General features: G+C 39.2%; 22 protein-coding genes. 6 read left to right on the forward strand and 16 right to left on the reverse strand.

Translation table 11 applies throughout. From position 1 onward, the window contains the following. Positions 1 to 94 precede the first annotated feature (94 nt). The gene (locus tag MNY28_RS09305) at positions 95 to 904 is read left to right on the forward strand and encodes a hypothetical protein (protein WP_346389652.1); all 810 of its coding nucleotides are present in this window, start codon (positions 95 to 97) and stop codon (positions 902 to 904) included. 76 nt (positions 905 to 980) lie between these two features. On the opposite strand, the gene MNY28_RS09310 is transcribed toward MNY28_RS09305, so the two are convergent. Further along, positions 981 to 2,693, reverse strand: a complete 1,713-nt coding sequence (locus MNY28_RS09310) for an oleate hydratase (protein ID WP_346389653.1) — start codon at positions 2,691 to 2,693, stop codon at positions 981 to 983. Between the two features lie 335 nt (positions 2,694 to 3,028). On the opposite strand from MNY28_RS09310, the gene MNY28_RS09315 reads away from it, so the two are divergent. Next, entirely contained in the window at positions 3,029 to 3,979 is a 951-nt protein-coding gene (locus MNY28_RS09315) for an MBL fold metallo-hydrolase (protein WP_346389654.1), read from the forward strand. 16 nt (positions 3,980 to 3,995) lie between these two features. On the opposite strand, the gene MNY28_RS09320 is transcribed toward MNY28_RS09315, so the two are convergent. Continuing rightward, positions 3,996 to 4,355 (reverse strand): metalloregulator ArsR/SmtB family transcription factor, encoded by a 360-nt coding sequence (locus MNY28_RS09320; protein WP_151899504.1) that lies wholly within the window; start codon positions 4,353 to 4,355, stop codon positions 3,996 to 3,998. Between the two features lie 109 nt (positions 4,356 to 4,464). Between MNY28_RS09320 and MNY28_RS09325 the strand changes: the two genes are divergently transcribed. From MNY28_RS09325 to MNY28_RS09335, 3 genes are all read left to right on the forward strand, one after another. Then, positions 4,465 to 4,935: a rhodanese-like domain-containing protein gene (locus MNY28_RS09325; protein ID WP_346389655.1), complete on the forward strand. Its 471-nt coding sequence runs from the start codon at positions 4,465 to 4,467 to the stop codon at positions 4,933 to 4,935. 74 nt (positions 4,936 to 5,009) lie between these two features. After that, complete coding sequence (locus tag MNY28_RS09330; RefSeq protein ID WP_151899502.1) at positions 5,010 to 5,477, forward strand: DsrE family protein; 468 nt, start codon at positions 5,010 to 5,012, stop codon at positions 5,475 to 5,477. Positions 5,478 to 5,548: 71 nt separating this feature from the next. After that, positions 5,549 to 5,797: a hypothetical protein gene (locus MNY28_RS09335; RefSeq protein ID WP_346389656.1), complete on the forward strand. Its 249-nt coding sequence runs from the start codon at positions 5,549 to 5,551 to the stop codon at positions 5,795 to 5,797. On the opposite strand, the gene MNY28_RS09340 is transcribed toward MNY28_RS09335, so the two are convergent. Both MNY28_RS09340 and MNY28_RS09345 read right to left on the reverse strand, forming a co-directional pair. Then, the gene (locus MNY28_RS09340; RefSeq protein ID WP_346389657.1) at positions 5,766 to 6,230 is read right to left on the reverse strand and encodes a DUF523 domain-containing protein; all 465 of its coding nucleotides are present in this window, start codon (positions 6,228 to 6,230) and stop codon (positions 5,766 to 5,768) included. The two genes, MNY28_RS09335 and MNY28_RS09340, sit on opposite strands and share 32 nt — an antisense overlap. A gap of 166 nt (positions 6,231 to 6,396) precedes the next feature. After that, complete coding sequence (locus MNY28_RS09345) at positions 6,397 to 7,815, reverse strand: aldehyde dehydrogenase family protein (RefSeq protein ID WP_151899499.1); 1,419 nt, start codon at positions 7,813 to 7,815, stop codon at positions 6,397 to 6,399. A 73-nt stretch (positions 7,816 to 7,888) separates the two neighbouring features. Here MNY28_RS09345 and MNY28_RS09350 point away from each other — a divergent pair, with 73 nt between their 5' ends. Then, positions 7,889 to 8,287 carry a thioredoxin family protein gene (locus MNY28_RS09350; RefSeq protein WP_346389658.1) on the forward strand — a complete coding sequence of 133 codons (399 nt, stop codon included), beginning with the start codon at positions 7,889 to 7,891 and terminating at the stop codon, positions 8,285 to 8,287. Here the strand turns inward: MNY28_RS09350 and MNY28_RS09355 are convergent. The 12 genes from MNY28_RS09355 to MNY28_RS09410 form a co-directional block, all read right to left on the reverse strand. Then, positions 8,284 to 9,372, reverse strand: coding sequence for an HD domain-containing phosphohydrolase (locus tag MNY28_RS09355; protein WP_346389659.1), 1,089 nt, complete (start codon positions 9,370 to 9,372; stop codon positions 8,284 to 8,286). The two genes, MNY28_RS09350 and MNY28_RS09355, sit on opposite strands and share 4 nt — an antisense overlap. Before the next feature lie 51 nt (positions 9,373 to 9,423). Continuing rightward, the gene (locus MNY28_RS09360) at positions 9,424 to 9,753 is read right to left on the reverse strand and encodes a YraN family protein (protein ID WP_151899496.1); all 330 of its coding nucleotides are present in this window, start codon (positions 9,751 to 9,753) and stop codon (positions 9,424 to 9,426) included. 126 nt (positions 9,754 to 9,879) lie between these two features. Beyond that, positions 9,880 to 11,955, reverse strand: coding sequence for a molybdopterin-dependent oxidoreductase (locus MNY28_RS09365; protein ID WP_151899495.1), 2,076 nt, complete (start codon positions 11,953 to 11,955; stop codon positions 9,880 to 9,882). Between the two features lie 122 nt (positions 11,956 to 12,077). Further along, positions 12,078 to 12,809 carry an SDR family NAD(P)-dependent oxidoreductase gene (locus tag MNY28_RS09370; RefSeq protein ID WP_346389660.1) on the reverse strand — a complete coding sequence of 244 codons (732 nt, stop codon included), beginning with the start codon at positions 12,807 to 12,809 and terminating at the stop codon, positions 12,078 to 12,080. Between the two features lie 8 nt (positions 12,810 to 12,817). Then, the gene (locus MNY28_RS09375; RefSeq protein WP_346389661.1) at positions 12,818 to 14,080 is read right to left on the reverse strand and encodes a homoserine dehydrogenase; all 1,263 of its coding nucleotides are present in this window, start codon (positions 14,078 to 14,080) and stop codon (positions 12,818 to 12,820) included. Then, a complete protein-coding gene (locus MNY28_RS09380) occupies positions 14,080 to 15,312 on the reverse strand; it encodes an LL-diaminopimelate aminotransferase (RefSeq protein ID WP_151899492.1) in 1,233 nt (410 codons plus the stop codon). The genes MNY28_RS09375 and MNY28_RS09380 overlap by 1 nt, the downstream gene beginning before the upstream one ends. Positions 15,313 to 15,386: 74 nt before the next feature. Next, positions 15,387 to 16,220 (reverse strand): hypothetical protein, encoded by an 834-nt coding sequence (locus tag MNY28_RS09385; protein WP_346389662.1) that lies wholly within the window; start codon positions 16,218 to 16,220, stop codon positions 15,387 to 15,389. Continuing rightward, the gene (locus tag MNY28_RS09390; RefSeq protein ID WP_346389663.1) at positions 16,214 to 16,996 is read right to left on the reverse strand and encodes a hypothetical protein; all 783 of its coding nucleotides are present in this window, start codon (positions 16,994 to 16,996) and stop codon (positions 16,214 to 16,216) included. Before MNY28_RS09390 ends, MNY28_RS09385 begins: the two co-directional genes overlap by 7 nt. Next, complete coding sequence (rlmB, locus tag MNY28_RS09395) at positions 16,986 to 17,672, reverse strand: 23S rRNA (guanosine(2251)-2'-O)-methyltransferase RlmB (protein WP_151899489.1); 687 nt, start codon at positions 17,670 to 17,672, stop codon at positions 16,986 to 16,988. The genes MNY28_RS09390 and rlmB overlap by 11 nt, the downstream gene beginning before the upstream one ends. Before the next feature lie 48 nt (positions 17,673 to 17,720). Beyond that, positions 17,721 to 18,530, reverse strand: coding sequence for a 16S rRNA (cytidine(1402)-2'-O)-methyltransferase (gene rsmI / locus MNY28_RS09400; RefSeq protein ID WP_346389664.1), 810 nt, complete (start codon positions 18,528 to 18,530; stop codon positions 17,721 to 17,723). A gap of 9 nt (positions 18,531 to 18,539) precedes the next feature. Next, the gene (rpmE, locus tag MNY28_RS09405) at positions 18,540 to 18,740 is read right to left on the reverse strand and encodes a 50S ribosomal protein L31 (RefSeq protein ID WP_151899487.1); all 201 of its coding nucleotides are present in this window, start codon (positions 18,738 to 18,740) and stop codon (positions 18,540 to 18,542) included. Between the two features lie 112 nt (positions 18,741 to 18,852). Then, entirely contained in the window at positions 18,853 to 20,532 is a 1,680-nt protein-coding gene (locus tag MNY28_RS09410; RefSeq protein WP_346389665.1) for a GGDEF domain-containing protein, read from the reverse strand. Between the last annotated feature and the right edge of the window lie 5 nt (positions 20,533 to 20,537).

Below are 20,537 nucleotides of genomic sequence, written 5' to 3' on the forward strand. Positions count from 1 at the left end.
CTTTTTTCTACAAATTAAACAAATTTTTTAAAATTAATGTGCCTCTTAACTATAATAAATTATAATATTTTTCAATTTAATTCACGGAGAGAAAATGAAAAAAACAGTAGTAACAGGCTTGGTAACAATGATAATAGGAGCAAATCTTTTTGCTGAAAAAGTAAGCACATATGAATATGCGGCATTTCAAAATGCAAATGATGTCAAAACGGCACTTACAAAAAACGGTTTACAGGTTGTTGGCGAATATGATGCTATGCAGGACCCAAATTATCATGTCATAGCCTATACATGTCCTACATTGACAAAAGATGCTTCTAAAAAAGACAGGGCATTTGCCGGTGTGCAAAAAGTGCTCGTAAACACTAAAGACAATGAACTCGTGCTTACAAATCCACAATATTTTTTACATGCTTTTATGCAGGATGATTTTCAAAAAGCACATGCAAAAAAAGTAAACACCAAGCTTGCAAATGCTTTTGGCACACTCAAAAATTCAGAAGATGCTCTTGATGATGACGATATTGCAGGGTATCACTTTATGATGGCTATGCCGTATTATGAAGATATGATAGAAGTTGCAAAAGGAGAAAAACTCAAAGAGAAACTGGAAAAAAATGCAGCAAAAAACATTGTTTTTACATTAGAAACCGGGAGTGCAACGCTTTATGGTATAGCAATGCCGACTAAGAAAGGTGAAAAATACTATGTTTCTGAAATAAAAGGAGAAAAACACAGTGCATTTTTACCTTATATGGTAATGGTTGAAGGAGACACAGCAAAAATCCTACACCCGAAATACTATCTTGCTATTGCCTATCCAAACCTCAGCATGGGTGAGTTTATGTCAATCTCAGGCACACCTGGAGATATTGAAGAATACTTTAGCTCTCTTTTTCAGTAATAAGCTCTTTTGCGTGACAATTGATACTTTTGATTTCTCATCAGGTATCTCTTGTCCGGAGCCTTTACGGGGTGCCTTAAAGCAACTTTTCAAAAATGGTATTTTTTAATTTCTTTTTGACAACACTCTCAATCAAACGCATTATCAAGCCTTCATGCTCACTTTTCATCGTTTTGACAGCACTTGCCAACACACGAATATCATACTGGCCCGGATATATCTCCGGTACATTTTTATTGAGTTTCAATAGTGTATACACAGCGGTAATTGCAGAACGGACAGAGTATTCAACAGTAAAGACGCAATCATCTTTAATCTCACAGAACTGCCCCAAAAAAGCCAGATTCACACTCCCTTTTGGTACAACTTCCGGTCTGTCGCCTTGAAGCCTTGGCATAAACTGGCTTGTTATATAAGGCATCATCACAGGAATCACGATGCACTCCTCAACATATTCCTGCATATCCTTGTCATCTATTCCAAAATGGTATAACAGTTCCTTTAACAATTCTTCTCCGGAACATCCGCTCATCTTCTTGTCGATAAAGTCGCCTTTGTTGTCCGGATAGAGTGCATATGCCCAGGCAACCGTATACTCAAATGGCTGGTTTTTATACTGCGGCTGCCTGTTTACCGTAACACTCATAAGCCAGTTCGAATCTTTAATGGTAATAATTCCGCCCGTTGCTGTTTTATGCGGCAAAAATTTTCTCTCGGCAAAACTCTCCAAAAGTTTGCGCATTTTTGGTCCCCTGGCAGTTATCGTAAATGATTCCCATTTTGTTTTGTCTATATCACTGCAAAAAACTTCCGGTTTGCCGAAAGACGCATCTTTTTGTGCCAGCTTTTTCCACAATGCCCAGCAGGCACCCTCTTTTCTATTTAAAACAGGAGCCCTCTTCATATCTCCAAAAGAGGAGTTTTCCACCATTGAGCCGTTGGTAAAAAATACCAAATCATTTTCACATGTCTCAATAACTTCTTCTTTGGAGTTTTGCAGCAGATGAATGGCGGTTATCGTCTTTTTCTCTTCCTGAATATCTACTTCCAGATCACTTACTTTGGTGTTAAAAACAAAATTGACACCTTTGTCCTCTAAAAGTTTTTTCAGCGGAAGGGTCAAAGAATCGTATTGGTTATACTTGGTAAACACCAGGCCCCTCATCGTACTCATTCCCGGCAAAAGATGCATAAAACGGTGCATATAGCGCTTCATCTCGACAACACTGTGCCACGGCTCAAAAGCAAACATGCTTCTCCAGTACAGCCACATGTCTGTCTCAAAATAGGATGCCTCAAAATACTCTTCAACACTCATAGTTCCCAAATCCTCTTCCTTTTTCAAAAGCAGTTTTGTCAACTCTTTTATGTGTTTCTCTTCCAGTCCCAAACCTGTTGAACGCTGTTTTTCTCCCCTGTTGTATATTACGCGTACCTTTGAAAAATTCGGATCAATGTCATTGAGTTCTTTAAACTCATCAAGAACAGTTCTTCCCTCCTCCTCCAGAGATGGGACCCCGGCATACAAATCCCACAAACACTCATAATGCTCTTCCATCTCCCGTCCTCCGCGCGCTACAAAGCCCGTTTGAGGATTGCCTGCACCATCAAGCGCACCACCGGCCACACTGCTCTCTTCAAATATCGTTATTTGATGACCCTGCATATATCCGTCACGCATTAAATACTCGGCAGCAGCCAAAGAAGCTATACCCGAACCAATCAAAAAAGCTCGTTTGTTTTCAATACCTGCGGGTTTGTGCGAATGGACTCTTTGATAATTATTCATGATTGGGTATCCTTTGTATAAAATTTCACTATTACCATTATAGGGCACTTCTAAAAACCCTGATATATCTCAACATTATAGCGAAGGTACTAATGCAAGGCAAAAACTACGCAGGAGCTACGAGTAGCTTCAAGTGGTTTTAACGAAGCAGTAGTGCTTTTGCTAAAATGCCCTGCGGGAACCAAAAAGAGAAGCAATCTTGCACAAAATTTTCTATCACCGTAGCTACGGCTATGGTTCAAGAAAAGTTTTGCACAACCTCACTCCTCTTTTTGGCTTTGAGGGATATCAGGGTTTTTAGAAGTGCCCTATATTACAAATATAAGGAATACGCATTGAAACTTACTTTTTTAGGAACAAGTGCCGGAAAACCGACAAAAGAGAGAAATGTCACAGCCCTTGCACTCGAATTTGACCAGGATAACAAATGGTATCTTTTTGACTGCGGGGAAGCTACGCAGCATCAGATACTCAGAACCTCTCTTTGCATTGGAAAACTCTCTACAGTCTTCATCACCCATCTCCACGGCGACCATTGCTACGGACTTCCCGGACTGCTCTCTTCAAAAAAACTCGACAAAGCCTTTTCTCCTCTGACGATATATGGACCAAAAGGAATCAAACATTTCATTGAATGTGTTACAGACACTTCCCAAGAGCATCTGGGATATACGCTCAAAATAGTTGAGACAGAAGCAAACAGCAGAATAATCTTTGACAAATTCGTCCTCCGTGTTCTCCCGCTTGTACACTCTGTGGAAAGTTTTGCCTATTTTATACAAGAGCATGACACAACAGACAAACTTGATGAGCAAAAGCTGCGCCTGGCGGGACTCGAGCCTTCGCCTCTTTATGGAGAGCTTAAACGCGGAAACAGCATTATGCACAAAGGAAAAGAGTTTCTCTCAAAGGACTATATGCTGTCTCCCCTGCCGGGAAGAAGCCTCATAGTAGCCGGAGACAACAGTAAACCTGATATTTTAGGCGCTTATCTGGAGAATCTTGATCTGCTGGTGCATGAAAGTACCTACACACAGAAAGTATACGATGCTTTAAAGACAAAATTTCTTCATACTACAGCAAAAAAACTGGGTGAAGCGGCACAGAAACATCACATCAAAAATCTTATAGCTACCCACATCAGTCCAAGATATTCACGGGGAAGTTCCTGCGATGCAGAAATGATTTGCAGGGAGATAAAGTTTGCCTATAAAGGGGAATGTTTTGTTGCCGCTGATTTTGATGTTTTTTATCTTGACAGGAAGAAGAAACTTCAAAAGTTGTAATTTTACACGCTTTGTCTTATGTGAAAAAAAGTTCCCGGTTGGCTTCAAAGTTTTCAACCAAAGTATTGAAACAGCCCCCTAACTCCCGGATTGTTTCCATATTCGGTTCTATATAGATTTTATTTGATTTTTTTTCCATTGTGATGATACCGGCTTCTCGAAGTTCTTTTAAATGTTTTGAGATCGTAGGCAGTGAAAAATCAAAATGCTCGGCAATGGTGCTTACACAGGTTGCATGGGGACTGACCTTGACCTTTGGATCTTTTTTATCAAGAGAACATGTATATCCGCCAGTAAAAACATTTTTAAAAATTAAAAAACGTGTTTCATTCCCAAGCGCCTTGAATATCTTGATTTTTTGTTGCATATCCAGCATTGTTGTCCTTGACATTTTAATTATAAAATTATACCATACTCTCATCTATTTAGTTAAATGCCTAATTAAGCATTTAACTATTAGGTTATTTCAAAACAAAGGAATAACAATGAAAAAATTGTTATTGATCATTGCATTATTGAGTACCAACCTGCTCATGGCAGATATTGCAAATAAAATGGTGCTTATCAAAGAAGCCAGAAAAAGTGTGGGAGAGATGCCTGCAAAACAGCTTAAAGCTTTGCTTGATGAAGGTGAAGACGTCATTGTTCTGGATGTAAGAGAGAGTGAACAGCGAGCCGAGGGAAGTATTCCCTATGATGAGTTCAACAAAGAAAATTTTGTAGCCATTACACGCGGCAATCTGGAATGGGAAGCGGCGAAAAAGATCAAAGATCCTGATGTCCTGATAGTAACATATTGTCGAAGCGGAGGCAGAGGGGCATTGGCAGCCGAAGTGTTGAAAAAAATGGGTTACAAAAATGTAACCACGCTCAAAAGCGGGCTCAAAGGCTGGGTAAAAGCAGGATACCCTGTAAAAACAGGTCTGGGTGAAGTTGTACTAAAAAAAGAAAAGTGATTTTACATAAATTTTACTTATCTGGGATAATATAAGGGCATCTCCAATGCCATTAATTCAAAAGGAATGTATAAATGAAAAAAGTGATACTGATTTTAACCTTGCTTCTTAGTCTGGTTCAGGCCGAAGATGAAAATGCAAAGGCAGTGTATGATTTGACAACAAAAAATTTGGCAAAATTTGAAAGAAATATACTCAAAGGAATTGTTTTCAACAAAACACTCTATGCAAACCAGCTCAAAGAGCTTGATGTAGCCGTTGTTATCCATGGAGGAGCCTACAGATTTTTTGTAAAAAATCTGGACACTACCATCTTTAAAAATGATCAAAAACTTCAAAAAGCCTACAAAGAGCTCAAGCAGCGTATCGCCACAATGGCTGACACCTACGATGTGGAATTTCTAATGTGCGGTGCGGCAATGGACCGCAACAGGCTTACAAAAGATGACATTGTTCCTTTTGTAAAAATTATTCCAAACTCTACCATAGGACTTATCAACAAACAAAATGACGGTTTTGCTTATATTCCTGTAGGAGATTAACAGAGAATATGTGTCACTCTTTGTAACCAAAATGGAATAAAAAAATACTACAATTTTCAAACCCACTGAAAATGGAGAAAAACAAAATGCATGAGAGAGAGTTTACGATAGATGCGAACAATCCCGAGTTAGAGTTTTTTTATGATCTGGATGATGCCTGCGCCAAAAGCATTTGCGAAAACACGCTTGGAATCCCTGAGAATTTTATCAAAAAAATCGAGTGTTTTGAGGATGCTTTTAAAGTCTATCTGAAACCGTCACGCCATTATTACAGAGATGACTGGTATGTCAACCTGACTCGTTTGGATTATGTTTCATAAAATTTAATTCATCTTCGATTTTGATATTTTTGTAATATTTGCTCATAAGCTCTGCAGCGATTCCGTTGCCGAGTTTCACAGTCTCTTTTTTCTCATTCAAAACAGGAGTCGTACCATATCCGCAGCTTGGTGACTTTGATTTGAGAATGATACGGTCAACCTTTGGATGCAGTTTCATAAAAGCGTTTGTTTCGTCTTCCAAAAGCTGTGTAACGTCTTTGTTTGTCTCATCTGTCACGATTCTCTTTTTTCCGTTTATTTCCACAACATTGATACGTTCTCTCGGCGTTCCAAAAAGCGGTGCTTCAGGGCAGAAAGGAATGATTTCATACTCCTTTAAAGCCTCTTCTACCACATCTGTCTTTTTTGTTTTACCGTCATAACGGCAACACTCACCGAGTAAACAGGCAGAAACGATTACTTTTTTTTTCATACAGCCCTCTCTTGTAAAAAAACAAAGCCCGCACTGCAAAAAAAAATTTAGTTTTTTCTTAGTTACGCTTTAGCGTTAAAAGTGCGGGTTCCAAAAAGCTCTTTCATCGGAATCGGTACTTTAGTGCCGACTCTTAGGGTGCAAAAGTCTAAATTTCACTTGTCATTTAACAAATGACAATAGACTTCAACTCCGTCATCTCTTCTATGGCAAAACGCGGACCTTCGCGTCCTACTCCGCTGAGTTTCACCCCGCCGTAGGGCTGTATGTCAAAACGAAGTGTCGGCATATCGTTTATAACTATTCCGCCCGCATCAAGCTCCTCTATTGCACGGTTTGCAATGCTTAAATCGTTCGTAAAAATCGAAAACTGCAAACCGTAAGGCGAGTCATTCATTCTTAGGGCAGCATCATCAAAATCCATCACTTTTACCAGCGAAACTATCGGTGCAAAGACCTCTTCGCAGACAATTGCCATATCATCCCTTACATTTGCCATGACACAGGGATAAAATGTTCTGCCTTCCAAACGCGGAACCAGTAAAGGAATTGCACCCTCTTTTATAGCGGCATCAACCCAACCCATAGCACGCTGGCATGATTCATCGTCTATGAGCGGTCCCATAAATGTCTCCTCATCATAAGGGCTGCCGACTTTGAGTTTTTTTGTAGCCGCTGCCATAAGTTCTGCAAATTCATCATATATATCTTCTTGCACATAAATACGCTGCAGCGATATACACACCTGTCCCGAATTGACAAAAGCACCCATGGCGCATTTCGTTGCAGCATAGGCCAGATCAGCCGATTTTTCTATGAATGTCGCGGCATTGCCTCCGAGTTCAAGTCCTATTTTTTTGATACCGGCATTCTTTGTAATAATATTGCCGACAGGAACACTGCCTGTAAAACTGATAACACGGGGAATATCGCTTGTAATTAGTGCATTACCAACTTCTGCATCACCGTAAACAACACTTAATGCATCAGGTACGGCATAATCACTCTCTATAAAAAGCTTTGCAAACTTGTATGCGGTCAGAGGTGCTTCGGGTGTCGGTTTAAGCACTACGGCATTACCTGCGACAAGTGCCGGTCCGAGTTTATGTGCCACGAGATTTAAAGGAAAATTAAAAGGCGTAATTGCCACAACAACACCGGCAGGTTCGCGTCGAAAAAAGCTAAGCGTTTTTTTTCCGCTGGGCATGGCATCAGTGTTGATCGTTTCACCGTGCATTGTCCGCATTGTCTCTGCTGAAAGCGTTATGGTTTCAATACAACGTTCAACTTCTATACGTGAAAAAGAGATAGGCTTCCCTACTTCATCCGTAATGGTTTTTGCCAAATCTTCTTTGTTTTCTTGAAGTTTTTTGGCAACATCAAGCAGCCATGCGCAACGCTGTGCCAAAGTACTTTTTTTGGCAAATACAGCGGCATCTTTGGCAATCTGCAATGCTTTTTTTGCATCCTCTTCGCTGCATACAGGGGCAGTTGAGACCACTTCCCCGCTGTAAGGCGATTTTCTTTGGCTTACTTCTGCTTTTTCTGCTTCTTTAGAACCGAAAAATATTTTTGCTTCTTTCATCATTTTTCCTAAGATATCATTTTATGTTAGGAAAATTATATCATTTTAATTGTAATCCTAATACAATTTGATTATGAAAACATTTATAACTATCCTATTTTTAGCATCTTCTCTTTTTGGATTTGAAACGGACAAATGGCTGCATGATTACAATACGGCAGTAAATCAGGCACAAAAAGCGCACAAAAACATTTATCTCTTTGTCGGAGCGGACAGATGCCATTTTTGCAAAAGATTTAAAGAAGTAACACTCTCTCAAAAAAAAATCATACAGAGGCTTCGTCAAGACTATATCCTTGTATATCTCTCACGTGACCGGCACTTCATTCCAAAAAAATTCCAAAGATTCGGCGTTCCAAGACACTATTTTCTTAATTCACAGGGAAAAATTTTATTTGAAAGTTTCGGAGTGCTTGAGCCCGCAGGCTTTTTTACCCTTTTAGACGAAGCCGATCTAAATACAAATAACTAAGAGCAGGCAACATCACAATATCGGTCTCTTATTTTCTTAAAGTCCGCAATATTATTTAAAAATATATCAACAAGCAGAGGGTCAAAGTGTCTTCCTTTTTCTTCTTGAAACATTGCAACAATATCTTCATCCTTCCAGGCTTTTTTGTACACTCTCTCGCTTCCAAGCGCATCAAATACATCTGCTACAGCGGTAATTCTTGCATATATGCTTATCTCTTCTCCTGCCAAACCTCTGAGATATCCAGAGCCGTCATATTTTTCATGATGCTCATACGCAATCGTAGCTGCAATCTGTAAAAGTTCTTTGTCGCTGTGCCTAAGCATATCATACCCCAGAGTAGTGTGTGTCTTCATAATTTCAGTCTCCTGGGCTGTATGTCTTGCGGGTTTGTTGAGTATGGCATCGGGTATGCCTACTTTTCCTATGTCATGCATTGGACTTGCTTCTTTTAACATCTGCGCATGAAATTTATCCATACCGCTGTACTCCGCCAACAAGCGGGAATACTCTGCAACCCGCCTTACATGATTTCCTGTCTCTTTGGAACGGCTCTCGCCAATTGTGCCCATTGTAAATATGATCTCTTTTTGTGTTTCGCGTATATCTTTGTTGAGTGCTACAATATCTTTGATTCTGCGGTGTACCTCTTCTTTGAGATACTCATTCATATTTTCCATATTTTTCTGCAGCTCCTGCAAAGCTTTTTTGTCTGTAATGTTTTCTCTCAATGCATGGTAGCCGACAACTTCTCCGCTCTCATTGGTATATGGTCCGATATGCGCATACACCCAATAAAAACTGCCGTCTTTGGCCCTGTTTTTTATCTCGCCATACCATTCTTTTCCGGCTTTTAGAGTAGCCCACAAATCTGCAAACAGCTCTTTTGGCATATCTTTATGTCTTAAAATATTATGGTTTTTTCCTAAAAGTTCTTCTTTTGAATATTTGCTTATTCTGCAAAATGCCTCACTGGCATATACAATTTTTCCCTGCAAATCAGTTGCAGAAAAAATGACATCTCTGTCAAATGTTTTGAGCAAATAGTCTTTATTCATTGTATCATTCAAAAAATTATTTTTCATAAAAAAACCTGTAAAACAAATATCACTTTCTACAGTTTAGCAAAAATTAAATTAAATTGTAATATTTTCCAATATTTCTATGTTTTTCGGGGTGACTATCAGTGCATCAAACATATACTCAGGATCCAGAGTATTTTTTTTCATATAGACCTGTGCGGTTTTTATAAGACGGGAGAGTTTTGCCGGTGTTATGTTTTGAATGGCTAGTTCATAATTTTCACCGCTTTTTACTTCTATGAAATGCAGGATATTATCTTTGAAGGCAATAATGTCCAATTCGCCAAAACGGGAATAAAAATTCTTTTCTAAAATAGTATACCCATGTTCCTGCAGGAATAGAGCAGCCTTTTCTTCTGCTATATTTCCTTTTGCTCTGCTCATGGGTTTATGTCCTTTCTTGGCAATTTTCAAAGCAACTCTCAGCCCAGACTGAAGTCTGGGTTCCTCGATATCTTGACATGCTTATATTTATTCGGAACCCAGGTTTTAACCTGGGCTGGTGTTTGCTTAGCAGTTTATTATTTCAACTTGTATAGACTTAAATGCCGCTGTCATAATCAGCTCATCACTCTTGTCTCCAAATATATTGTTCAGTTTTGAATCTGCATGATGAAATGTTGTATAAAGCGTTTTTGGACGGACTTTGTTGGTAAACTTTACACGAAGAGGATTTGTCTGACCAAACTCTGTTTTTAGAATCACCTTTTCGCTCACAAAGTCTGCCGCATCCTCTTCATGTACCAACAAGAGATCCTCTGTATAGCGTTTCATCAGTTTTTCGGTATATTTTGTTTGTGCAGAGTTGTTGTAATGTGCCATAGCACGGCCTGTTGTAAGATGGTATCCTTTGAGATTTTTGTTTAAAATCTCTTCTACCATCCCTGAGAGTTTGTATCCGTGGTATCTAAAAGCACCAATGCCGTCACGTGTTCTGAAATCTTCGCGATGCAGTACAGGAGTGCCCTCTCCCTCTTCGGTTATCGGCCAGGAAATGCCTTTTTTTTCATTTTCTCTGAGCACTTTGTAAGAAGCGCCTTTAAATCTGTTTGTCGCTGTTTTTCTGACATCTTCCCATATTGCTTCGGACGAGTCAAAACCAAAACCGCCGCCCATCTTTTCATCAAGCAGTTTGATCACTTCCCAGTCATCAGGTAAATCACACTCTACCAAAGGTCTTGAAAGATGTACTTTTCTCATGGCATTGATATAAACACCTGTTTTTTCGTAGGCTGATTTTACACCTACCACTATATCGGCACGTTCGGCAATATCTGTCATAAAAAGCTCTTGCACAAATATCAGTTCCAAATTTTCAAAGGCTTTCGTAATCTTGTTAAGATTCGGATGAATGTGTGTCAGATCCTCACCAATGTTGAGAACACCTTTTATACTGCCGTCAAGCATTCCGTCAACCAATTGGGGTGTCATTAGCCCTACCTCTTTTGGAGCTGTATAATCAGGCGCATAATACGGAAGCATTCCCATGTCACAGACACCCTGTACATTGGTCTGTCCGCGAAGCGGCATAACACCGGCTCCGTCTTTACCGATATTTCCGGTCATAAGTGCCAAATGCACTATGGCCATAACAGCATAGGAACCGTCCACATGTTCGGTAATCCCGAGACCCCAGAGAATCAAAGACTTTTTGGCCGCATACTCACGGGCAATTTCAGGAAGCATATCCGCAAGATATTCGTATCCCTCTACATCTCTGAAAAACTCCGGATTTGCATACGGGTCGGCTAATATGTTTTCCTTGAAATGTTCCCAGTTCTTTGTTCTGTTTTTGATAAAATCTTTGCAGTAAAGCTCTTCTTTGATGATAGTGTAGGCTATCATATTTAAAACAAGCAGATTTGATTCATGCGGTGTTACCGCTTTATACTTTGAAAACTTGTGCAGTTTTATCTCACGAACATCAAAACATGCAATAGGCGTGCCCTTTTGTGCCGCTTTTATCATACGGTTTCCGACAATAGGATGGGCTTCTGTAGTATTTGAGCCCATTACGATCATAAATTCTGTTTTGTATATATCATCAAAAGGATTCGAGGCAGCCCCTTCGCCAATAGTAAGACGCATGCCTTTTAGTGATGGGGAATGGCAGACTCTCGCACAGTTGTCCACATGTGGAGAGTTCAGTGTATAACGCGTAAATTTCTGAAAATAGTAGGCACTCTCACAAGAGCTTCTTGCCCCGCCAAGCGAACAGACAGATTTGTCGCCATATTTTGCCTGAATATCTTTAAGCTTCATTGCACCGGCTGTTGTTGCACTCTCCAAATTTGTTTCATACCATTTTTCATCCAGAGAATGAAGCGAATCAGCTATAACAGCTTTGATATGAGGATTCTTTTCCAAAAAGCTTTTTCGGATACGGGGATTTTTAATACGCTCTTTTGCATCAACAAAGTCAAAACCGTATGTTCCTTTGATACAAAGCTTTCCCTCTGATGTAGCACCGTCGGGATGTGCGAATATCTTCTTGATTTTGTTCTCTTTGACATCAACATGTGCGGCAATGTCACAGCCTACGCCACAGTATGCGCACACACTGTCAATTGTTTTTATATTTTCCATTTTCCACCCTCAACTACTACCGTATTTTCAGTAAGATTTTTTAAAAAGCATATCGTGAAGCTCAGAGCAAAGCGAGGATTTGCCTTCTAAGATATGTTTTTTAAAAAATCTGCAATTTACAACTATGAAAGATAGTTTACAATTCTTTGACTTAAAGCTGATGGAAGTAAATTCATAAAACGAATGATTAAATAAAATCTAAGAGGAAAGGCATAAAACTTTTTTCTTTTTTTTATTGCCTTTTTCATACGTTTGACTCCCTCTGCAGTATCCAGCAAAAACGGCATCTTAAATTCATTTTTGTCAGTCATTTCACTTTTGACAAATCCCGGCAAAAGTATGCTTACATGTAAACCGTCTTTTGCATACTTGTAAAATATACCCTCAGCATAGGCATTTAAAGCACGTTTTGACGAAGCATACACTTTTGCACTCGGCATAGTAAAAAGTGACGAAAGCGATGAAACAAATACAATATGACCGCTTTTTTGTGCCTGCAGTTGCGGTAAAAGCACTTCTAAAATCGCATGATTTGCCAGCACATTGACATTGTAAAGATTTTGAAAATCATGTATCGTTGGAATATTTTGCGTATGTCCAAGCGATATTCCGGCATTTAACAGAAGCAAATCAACTGCTCCGACTGACCTGACTTTTTTCTGAAGTTGAACAAAATCAGTCACATCCACAACAAGCAAAGTAATACTTTTACATTTTGGAGCGAGTTCTTTTTGCAGGCTTCGCAGTTTTTGCTCTCTGCGTGCCAACAAAATAAGTTCAGTATCTTTGTTCGCATATTGACGTGCAAATTCCGCACCAAGACCGGAACTTGCCCCTGTAATCAGGATTTTCATCTTAAAAGTTACACTATCCTGATCATAGAAGGTTTTGCATTTATAAAATCAAGTGCTTCAAGTTCGCGGATCATATTTTGTATATCTTTTTCCACGGCTGTATGTGTTGATATCAACAGGTTTGCACTTTCCTTGTCACTTGGACGCTGCAGCATGGTTTCTATAGAGATATTGTGTGTTTCAAATATTTTTGTCAGTCTTGCCAAAACACCGGTTCTGTCTGAGACATTGACTCTCAAATAGTATTTGGACTCGATTTTTTCCGTTGGTTTGAGTGTCAGCTGATTGCCTTCCATCGGTCGGTTAAATCCAAGCATCGGCGTCGATTTTCCGCTTCTTGCTATATCTATGATGTTTGCCACAACTGCCGAAGCCGTTGCATCGCCGCCTGCACCCGGACCGTAGTAAAGTGTTTCGCCGACTTTGTCGCCGACAACAGAGATGCCGTTCATCACGCCGTCTATTTTTGCTATCATCTCTTCTTGTTTAATCAAACAGGCATGTACTCGCAGTTCCACTTCATTTTTGTCTTTTTTTGCAATCCCTAAAAGTTTGATGGCATAACCGAACTCTTTGGCAAATGCAATATCGTCCTGCGTCACATTTTCAATGCCCTCTATCAGAATATCCTCTGGTTTTGCATCAATGCCGTAGGCAATGGAAGCCAAAATAAGCAGCTTGTGCGCAGCATCATATCCGCCCACATCAAACGTCGGATCAGCTTCGGCATAGCCGAGTTCCTGAGACTCTTTTAAAATGTCATCGTATGCCACACCCTCATTCGTCATCTTTGTCATCATATAGTTACATGTACCGTTCATAATACCCATGATTGATTCTATATGATTGGCTGACAAACCGTCACGAAGTGCCGTTATAATTGGAATACCACCGGCAACACTCGCTTCAAATTCAAAGGCTTTGTCTTTTGCAATCTCCTGCAATTCATAACGATGGTATGCCAGCAGCGCTTTGTTTGCAGTTACAACAGACTTACCGGCTTTGAGTGCGCGTTTTACCACTTCAAATGCCTCTTCCACCCCGCCCATCAATTCTACGACAATGTCTATTTCTTCATCATTTAAAATATCATCTACATTATCTGTTAATACAATGTCCAGACCCCGCTCTTTTTTGAGATTTTTCACGACACCGCTTTTGACGACAATATCAACACCCGCACGGGCAGAAATCACATCCGCATTCTCTTTTAAAATCTGGGCTACACTTGTTCCGACTGTTCCGACACCGATTATTCCGACTTTTATCATTACTTTTTACTCTCTTTTTTACAGCCGTCAAACTGTTTTAAAAATTCTTTAATATTTCTTGCAGCCTGACGAATCCTGTTGTCATTTTCAATGAGTGCTATACGAACATAGCCCTCACCGTACTCTCCAAAACCGATTCCCGGAGCCACGGCAACACCTGCTTCAATCAACAGACGTTTCGAAAACTCCAAAGAACCGAGATGTGCGACACACTCAGGAATTTTTGCCCAGGAAAACATTGTTGCCTCATTCTTTTGTATATGCCAGCCGGCACGCCCGAATGCTTCTATGAGCACCTCCTGGCGGTGATTGTATTTTTGGGTAATTTCGCTCACACAGGTCTGATCGCCGTTCAGTGCAACCGTCGCCGCCACCTGAATAGGCGTAAACATACCGTAATCCAACCATGATTTGATTTTTTGCAAGGCGCCTATGAGTTTTTTGTTTCCTACAAAGAAACCTACACGCCAGCCTGCCATATTGTACGATTTTGAAAGCGTAAACGACTCGACTGCCACATCTTTTGCACCCTCTACGCTCATAATAGATGGTGTTTTATAGCCGTCAAAGGTAATGTCACCGTAGGCAATATCGGAAATCACATAAAATCTTTTCTCTTTTGCCATCGCAACCAAACGTTCATAAAACTCAGGCGTAACCGTTGCTGTTGTCGGATTGTGCGGAAAATTGACCAAAACATATTTTGGTTTCGGGGAGCTCTCTTTGAAAACCTTTTCCAGACTCTCAAAAAAGTGATCTTCATTCACCCGGTAGTGTTCATCAAATTCTATACCGAATTTGATAACATTGCCTCCGGCCAAAATAAAAGAGTATTCGTGAATCGGGTAGGTAGGATCAGGTACAACCGCCACATCTCCTATGTTTGTAATGGCATAGGTAAGGTGTGCATACCCCTCTTTGGAACCCATGGTTGCAACACATTCTGTTTCAGGATCAAGCTTGCAGTCATAACGGCGTTCATACCAGTCTGCAATTGCTTTGAGGAGTTTCGGAATCCCTTTTGAAGAGGAGTATCCGTGTGTTTTTGTCTTTTGGGCTGATTCGACAAGTTTGTTTCGTATATGCTCCGGCGTCGGTCCGTCAGGATTTCCCATAGAAAAATCTATCACATCTTTACCGGCACGGCGTTCTGCCATTTTTATATCATTAACTTCCGCAAATACATACTTTGGAAGTCTCTCAACTCTATTAAAATTAAACTCATCAAACATTGTTTACCCTATAACATGAAATATTTAGTGCTATTTTAGCGAAAAATTATTAGAATAAAGTTACGGTCTGTAAATTATCTTTTGCCCTTTGGATATAAAACAAGAGAATCTTTGACATTTTTAAGTGTATGCATATCCGATATTTTGATATATTTCGCATTTTTGGGCATGATAAGTGTCAGTTTTTTATAGATTTTATTTTTTTTAAAAAGTTTTAAAAGATGCAAGGAGGCATCATAATAGGCAATATACGGATACCATCTGTTTCTTCTTGAACTTTTGATCGTCAGACTTCTGATCTTTGAAATATCAAGCCAGTGGGCATACAAAGAGCGTTTTAGTTTTATCTCTTCGCCTGTATGCAGCTGAGCGACATTGAGATATCCGTTGCTTATGTCAATGGTGTATGTCCACTCTTTGAGAGAATTTTTTTCTACGTCTATTATATTACAACCGCTTTTTTGCAGTTCGTTTTGCAGTATCAAAGGGTCGGTTGCATACTCTGATGTGAGATTGATACTCCAGGAAAATTCTGAACTGTCAAAATTTGATGCTGTTGTCACATATCTGAAATAGCCCAGGTTTTGCAGCGTGTCTTCCATAATTTTTACAAAAAAGAGAGGATACCCGCTTGTTTTAAAATTGAGCCGAAAATCCTGTGGTGAACGAAAAAAAAGATTTAACAGACCATTGTCTTTGAGTGTCTGTATGACTTTTACCGCATTGACCCTGTCTTTGACATAAAAAGAGGATTTCGGTTCAAAAATCACATTGATAAAATCTTTGTTTGTCTCATAGGATTTCTTACCTAAAAAGCTTTTAATTTTCACATCCAATGGGTCTTGTGTTATATCAGCACAATTTGCAAAACCAAAAAAGAGTGCCATGAGAACAAAGACTTTTACCATGCACTACCTCTGTTGAGTCTTTTAAATTCCTCAAAAGTCAACTCCTTCACTGCACCCTCTTTATACAGGAGTCTTAATGTTTTTTTCGAATTAAATTTCTTTTTCTCTGTATCCGTGACAACATCTATGTAGCCATGCCCAAAAATCAAAAGCCACTCTTTGTCTGGATCAAGATCAAACTCTCCCATAAATGTCTTTTGATATTTCTTGTTTGTTGCAACATCAATATAACCCATCCAGACTTTTGATCTTGCAATAATTTTAAAACTTTTCTCTACGGCTTTTTCTTTTTTTATTGCAGTTTCCTGTGTCGTGTTTGCATCTTTGAGTGTCTTGTTTTCATCTTTTTTCTGACTGACATTTGTATCAACAGATAAAATCTGAATATTGCTTTGTTTTGGAGGAGGAGTCTTTATCTCTTTATCTGTATATTCCATTGTATAATACAAAGCAGCAAGCAGAGCAACCATTGTAAGTAAAATATATAAAAGTGTGAAGTTTTTCTTTTTTTTCGGTGCTATAAAAATCCCGTCTTCAGTGGTTGTCTCAACAGGATTTTTTTCATTATAGTAGGCAGTTCCGGCATTTTTCAATTCACTCAAATCAATGTTGTACTCTCTTTGGAGTATCGAAATAAAACCAATAAACTGAATTTTGTTCAAACCGTCAAAACTTGCATGTAAAATTGCCTGTATATGTCCTACCGGTATGTGTGTATCTTCATAAATTTTCTGTGCGCCGATATCTTTTAATTTTTGCAACCCGTCATTGTTCATATCTCATCCTGTCCATTAAAATAGCTCCGGCAACACTTACATTCAGTGAATCAAAATCATGTGCCATTTTTATACTGACTATATTGTCTAATTTTGCGCTTACTCTTGCGGTCAGACCTTCTCCTTCATTGCCCAGGACTAAAAGCCTTTTTTTCGCAATTTTTGCTTCTCTGATATCAATACCGCCCATATCAGCACCATAGCTGACAAAACCGGACATCTTAAAATCATTCAATAAGTTATGTATGTTATTTTCAACAGCCAAAGGCATATCAAAAAGTGCACCGGTACTTGTACGAAGCAATGGTTCAACAGCAAGATGTTTGATCCCGCTGACAATAATCGCATCCACACCCAAGGCATAAGCACTTCGTACAATGGCGCCAATATTGCCGACATCTGTGAGCCCTGCCAAAACAACTACAAACTCTTTGTCTAAAAATGTCTGGTAATTATGGAGTTTGTAATCTTCAACTTCAGCCAAAAATCCCTGGTGATTGGCATTTTTACTCATTTTAACGGCTGCTTCATTTGGAATGCGTTTAATTGCAAAATCCATTTTCATAAGGCGGGAGTACTCTTTTTTTTCAAGTTCTTTTGCAAGATACAGAGTCTTTATTTTTTGCGGATAGTTGTTGATAAGATAATATATTGGTTGTTTGGCATAAATTAACATGAGAGTATTTTATCCAAAAAAGTGTTTATTTAAAATTTTTTCATAAATTTACATTAATCTTTGATAGATCTCTTTTGTATTTTCACCTGTAATTTTACTGATAAGTTTTGCCTGCACTTTTTTAGGCAAGTCCAGTGCCAGTATATCGTTTTCACTAACGGCAGAACTGTTTTGTTCATTGGCTGCCTGAATCACCACAACCCATTCGCCACGAAAATTTCCATCAAGTTTTACAACTATTTCAGCTGCAGTGCCACGCAGGTATCTTTGATATTTCTTACTCAGCTCTTTACACAGAAATATTTCTCTTTCAGGTGCTTCTTTTGCAATTTCTAAAAGCAGTTTTTCCAAACGGTGAGGGGACTCATATAAAACTGTTGTATAGCCACTGTGCAAAGCACGCTGCAAACCTTCACTGCGACTGCTTCCTTTATGGTCCAAAAATCCTAAAAACAGCATTTTTGTTTCACAAAATCCACTGGCAACAAAAGCAGTAAGCACGGCATTGGCACCAGGAAGCACATCATAGGAAATATCATGTTCCAGACAATAGGCAACCAAGGCCTGTCCGGGATCACTCACACCGGGCATGCCGGCATCACTGACATAGACAATATTTTGCTCAAAAAAAGAGGGAGAAAGTTTTTCAACAAAACTTTGTTCATTATGAGAATGCAGAGCAATAAACTTTTGTTTCTCTTTAAATTCTGTATTATAGCGTTCTTTAAGAATATGGATGAGTTTTTTGGTAACGCGGGTGTCTTCGCATAAAAGTGTATCGGCGCTTCTCAGAGCATCAATCGCTCTGAGTGAAATATCGCCGATGTTTCCAATCGGAGTTGGAACAAGAGTCAGCAAGTTAAAAAATTATTTTTTATTGTAACGTGCGTTAAATTTCTCGATACGACCAGCCGTATCAACCATACGCTCTTCGCCTGTAAAGAACGGGTGACATTCATTACAAATATCAATTCTCATTTCCGGCTTTTGGCTTTTTGTTACAAAACTATTTCCACATGCACATGTTACAGTACAGTCAACTAACTGAGGGTGAATACCTTTTTTCATCTTTTTACCTTTTGATACTCGTCGAAGTACGAATATCTATATATTTTTTAAATCCGTATGGGGGCAGATTTTCTGAATGGAATTATAACCAAATTTTTTCTTAATACAAAATTTATCCGATGATATACTGATTTCTTCCATTCTCCTTTGCTCTGTAGAGTGCATTGTCTACACGTTTAAAGAGTGCATCCTCATCATCTCCCTCACAGTAAAGCGTTAATCCGAAGGAGAGCGTCACCTTTGGCACCGGAGTAAAAGATTCCTGAAGCATCTTTTTCTGAATCTTCTGTGCTACTTTTTCCAAAGCTTCTACTTTGGCATTTTTCACAATAATAATAAATTCTTCGCCGCCCCATCGTGCAACAAAATCATCCTCACGTACATTTTTCAGCAAAATTTGTGCAATTTTTTTCAAGACATGATCTCCGACATCGTGTCCGTAATTGTCATTGACCAGTTTAAAAAAGTCTATATCAATCATCATCATGCCAAAAACTTCGCCATACCGTTTTGCACTTTTTATCTTCTTTGTAACTATGCGGATATACTCCTGTCGGTTATACAAGGCAGTCAGAGGATCATGGATAGTCAGGGTCTCCAACTCCTGGGATGTCATCTTGACCAGATGGGTTAATGATTTTTTTATAGAGTCAAAAGTATGCTTTGGTGCAAAACTTTTTTTCTCGCACTCTGTATAGTCTGATTCTGACAAGAAGAGCGCTGTTGTCGTGACATTTAACAACTCTGCCATCTCAGAAGATTGAAAGAATTCACCAAAAGTAAAAAAACCGCCTGTCGGTGCAATGGCTTCCAAAACACCCAGTTCATCTTCGAGTTTTTCTCCTAAAAGTGCTTTTCGTGCGACACAGGAATATATAAAGATTGTTTCTGCGCAGTGCCGGCTCAAAGCACCATAAAGTTCATCAAGATGATCTGTCAAATCTTCAATGTCGGCAAAACTAAACCGCACAACATCGCCCACTTCAAATCTGCCTGCATACTGCAAAAAGCCCTCTTGCGTCACAGCAATAGGATCCCGCGCTACAGTAATGTCTCCTTTTTTCAGCAACAACGGAAAAGGAGCACATGCTTCAGGAATTTTTTCCAAAATATGCTTGCCAAGGTATCTCTTGTATATGTCCAAAACAGGGATTCCGTCAAGTTCATACAAAACTGTCTCTTGTGCTTTTGTCACTATCATCTCTTTGCCGATAGGGGTCCAGGCAAGAATATAATCACTCTTGGCATGCAGTTCCTCACCGCTTAATGTTGCTATCACACATCCGTTGTCACTGTAATTTTTCTCGTCAAAAACAAATGTTTTTTGAAAAAGTTCATCACCGGCTCTTCCTCCTGCAATGACAATATCGGGCATGGTCCTGTGAATATTTTCTATCAATGCTTCAGCGTTACTTTTAAATCCGTCACTGAAAATTATCATCGCTTTTGTATTTTCCCGTACCAGCGCTTTTTTCATCATTGCAACATTAAAATCATCTTCAAAAGAGTAAAGTCTCGAAGCGACTGTACTCTTTTTAAAGAGACTCAAAGAGAGCACAACTTCTTTGTCATACATGACAGCATTCGCTATGCCGCCGGCCGTTGTGGTACCGATGATATTTGCATAGGGGAGTTCTTTTTTGATAAACTGTGCAAGAGAGAGACAGAACTCTTCCTCTGTAATCCCGCTCAATACCTGAACAAGAAGTGCCTTTTCCTCTTTCAGTTTATACTTTTTTACAAATTTTTGAAATGTTTTTTCATCTTTATAAATTATATTATAACTCTTCATTCAAA

The organism is Sulfurimonas sp. NWX367 (assembly GCF_039667065.1).
GTDB lineage: Bacteria > Campylobacterota > Campylobacteria > Campylobacterales > Sulfurimonadaceae > Sulfurimonas > Sulfurimonas hydrogeniphila.

Bases quoted from the DNA above. Each gene is read 5' to 3' on its own strand.
- MNY28_RS09305 (WP_346389652.1), top strand. From the start codon at position 95: ATGAAAAAAACAGTAGTAACAGGCTTGGTAACAATGATAATAGGAGCA.
- MNY28_RS09310 (WP_346389653.1), bottom strand. From the start codon at position 2,693: ATGAATAATTATCAAAGAGTCCATTCGCACAAACCCGCAGGTATTGAA.
- MNY28_RS09320 (WP_151899504.1), bottom strand. From the start codon at position 4,355: ATGCTGGATATGCAACAAAAAATCAAGATATTCAAGGCGCTTGGGAAT.
- MNY28_RS09325 (WP_346389655.1), top strand. From the start codon at position 4,465: ATGAAAAAATTGTTATTGATCATTGCATTATTGAGTACCAACCTGCTC.
- MNY28_RS09330 (WP_151899502.1), top strand. From the start codon at position 5,010: ATGAAAAAAGTGATACTGATTTTAACCTTGCTTCTTAGTCTGGTTCAG.
- MNY28_RS09335 (WP_346389656.1), top strand. From the start codon at position 5,549: ATGGAGAAAAACAAAATGCATGAGAGAGAGTTTACGATAGATGCGAAC.
- MNY28_RS09340 (WP_346389657.1), bottom strand. From the start codon at position 6,230: ATGAAAAAAAAAGTAATCGTTTCTGCCTGTTTACTCGGTGAGTGTTGC.
- MNY28_RS09345 (WP_151899499.1), bottom strand. From the start codon at position 7,815: ATGAAAGAAGCAAAAATATTTTTCGGTTCTAAAGAAGCAGAAAAAGCA.
- MNY28_RS09350 (WP_346389658.1), top strand. From the start codon at position 7,889: ATGAAAACATTTATAACTATCCTATTTTTAGCATCTTCTCTTTTTGGA.
- MNY28_RS09355 (WP_346389659.1), bottom strand. From the start codon at position 9,372: ATGAAAAATAATTTTTTGAATGATACAATGAATAAAGACTATTTGCTC.
- MNY28_RS09360 (WP_151899496.1), bottom strand. From the start codon at position 9,753: ATGAGCAGAGCAAAAGGAAATATAGCAGAAGAAAAGGCTGCTCTATTC.
- MNY28_RS09365 (WP_151899495.1), bottom strand. From the start codon at position 11,955: ATGGAAAATATAAAAACAATTGACAGTGTGTGCGCATACTGTGGCGTA.
- MNY28_RS09370 (WP_346389660.1), bottom strand. From the start codon at position 12,809: ATGAAAATCCTGATTACAGGGGCAAGTTCCGGTCTTGGTGCGGAATTT.
- MNY28_RS09375 (WP_346389661.1), bottom strand. From the start codon at position 14,080: ATGATAAAAGTCGGAATAATCGGTGTCGGAACAGTCGGAACAAGTGTA.
- MNY28_RS09380 (WP_151899492.1), bottom strand. From the start codon at position 15,312: ATGTTTGATGAGTTTAATTTTAATAGAGTTGAGAGACTTCCAAAGTAT.
- MNY28_RS09385 (WP_346389662.1), bottom strand. From the start codon at position 16,220: ATGGTAAAAGTCTTTGTTCTCATGGCACTCTTTTTTGGTTTTGCAAAT.
- MNY28_RS09390 (WP_346389663.1), bottom strand. From the start codon at position 16,996: ATGAACAATGACGGGTTGCAAAAATTAAAAGATATCGGCGCACAGAAA.
- rlmB (WP_151899489.1), bottom strand. From the start codon at position 17,672: ATGTTAATTTATGCCAAACAACCAATATATTATCTTATCAACAACTAT.
- rpmE (WP_151899487.1), bottom strand. From the start codon at position 18,740: ATGAAAAAAGGTATTCACCCTCAGTTAGTTGACTGTACTGTAACATGT.
- MNY28_RS09410 (WP_346389665.1), bottom strand. From the start codon at position 20,532: ATGAAGAGTTATAATATAATTTATAAAGATGAAAAAACATTTCAAAAA.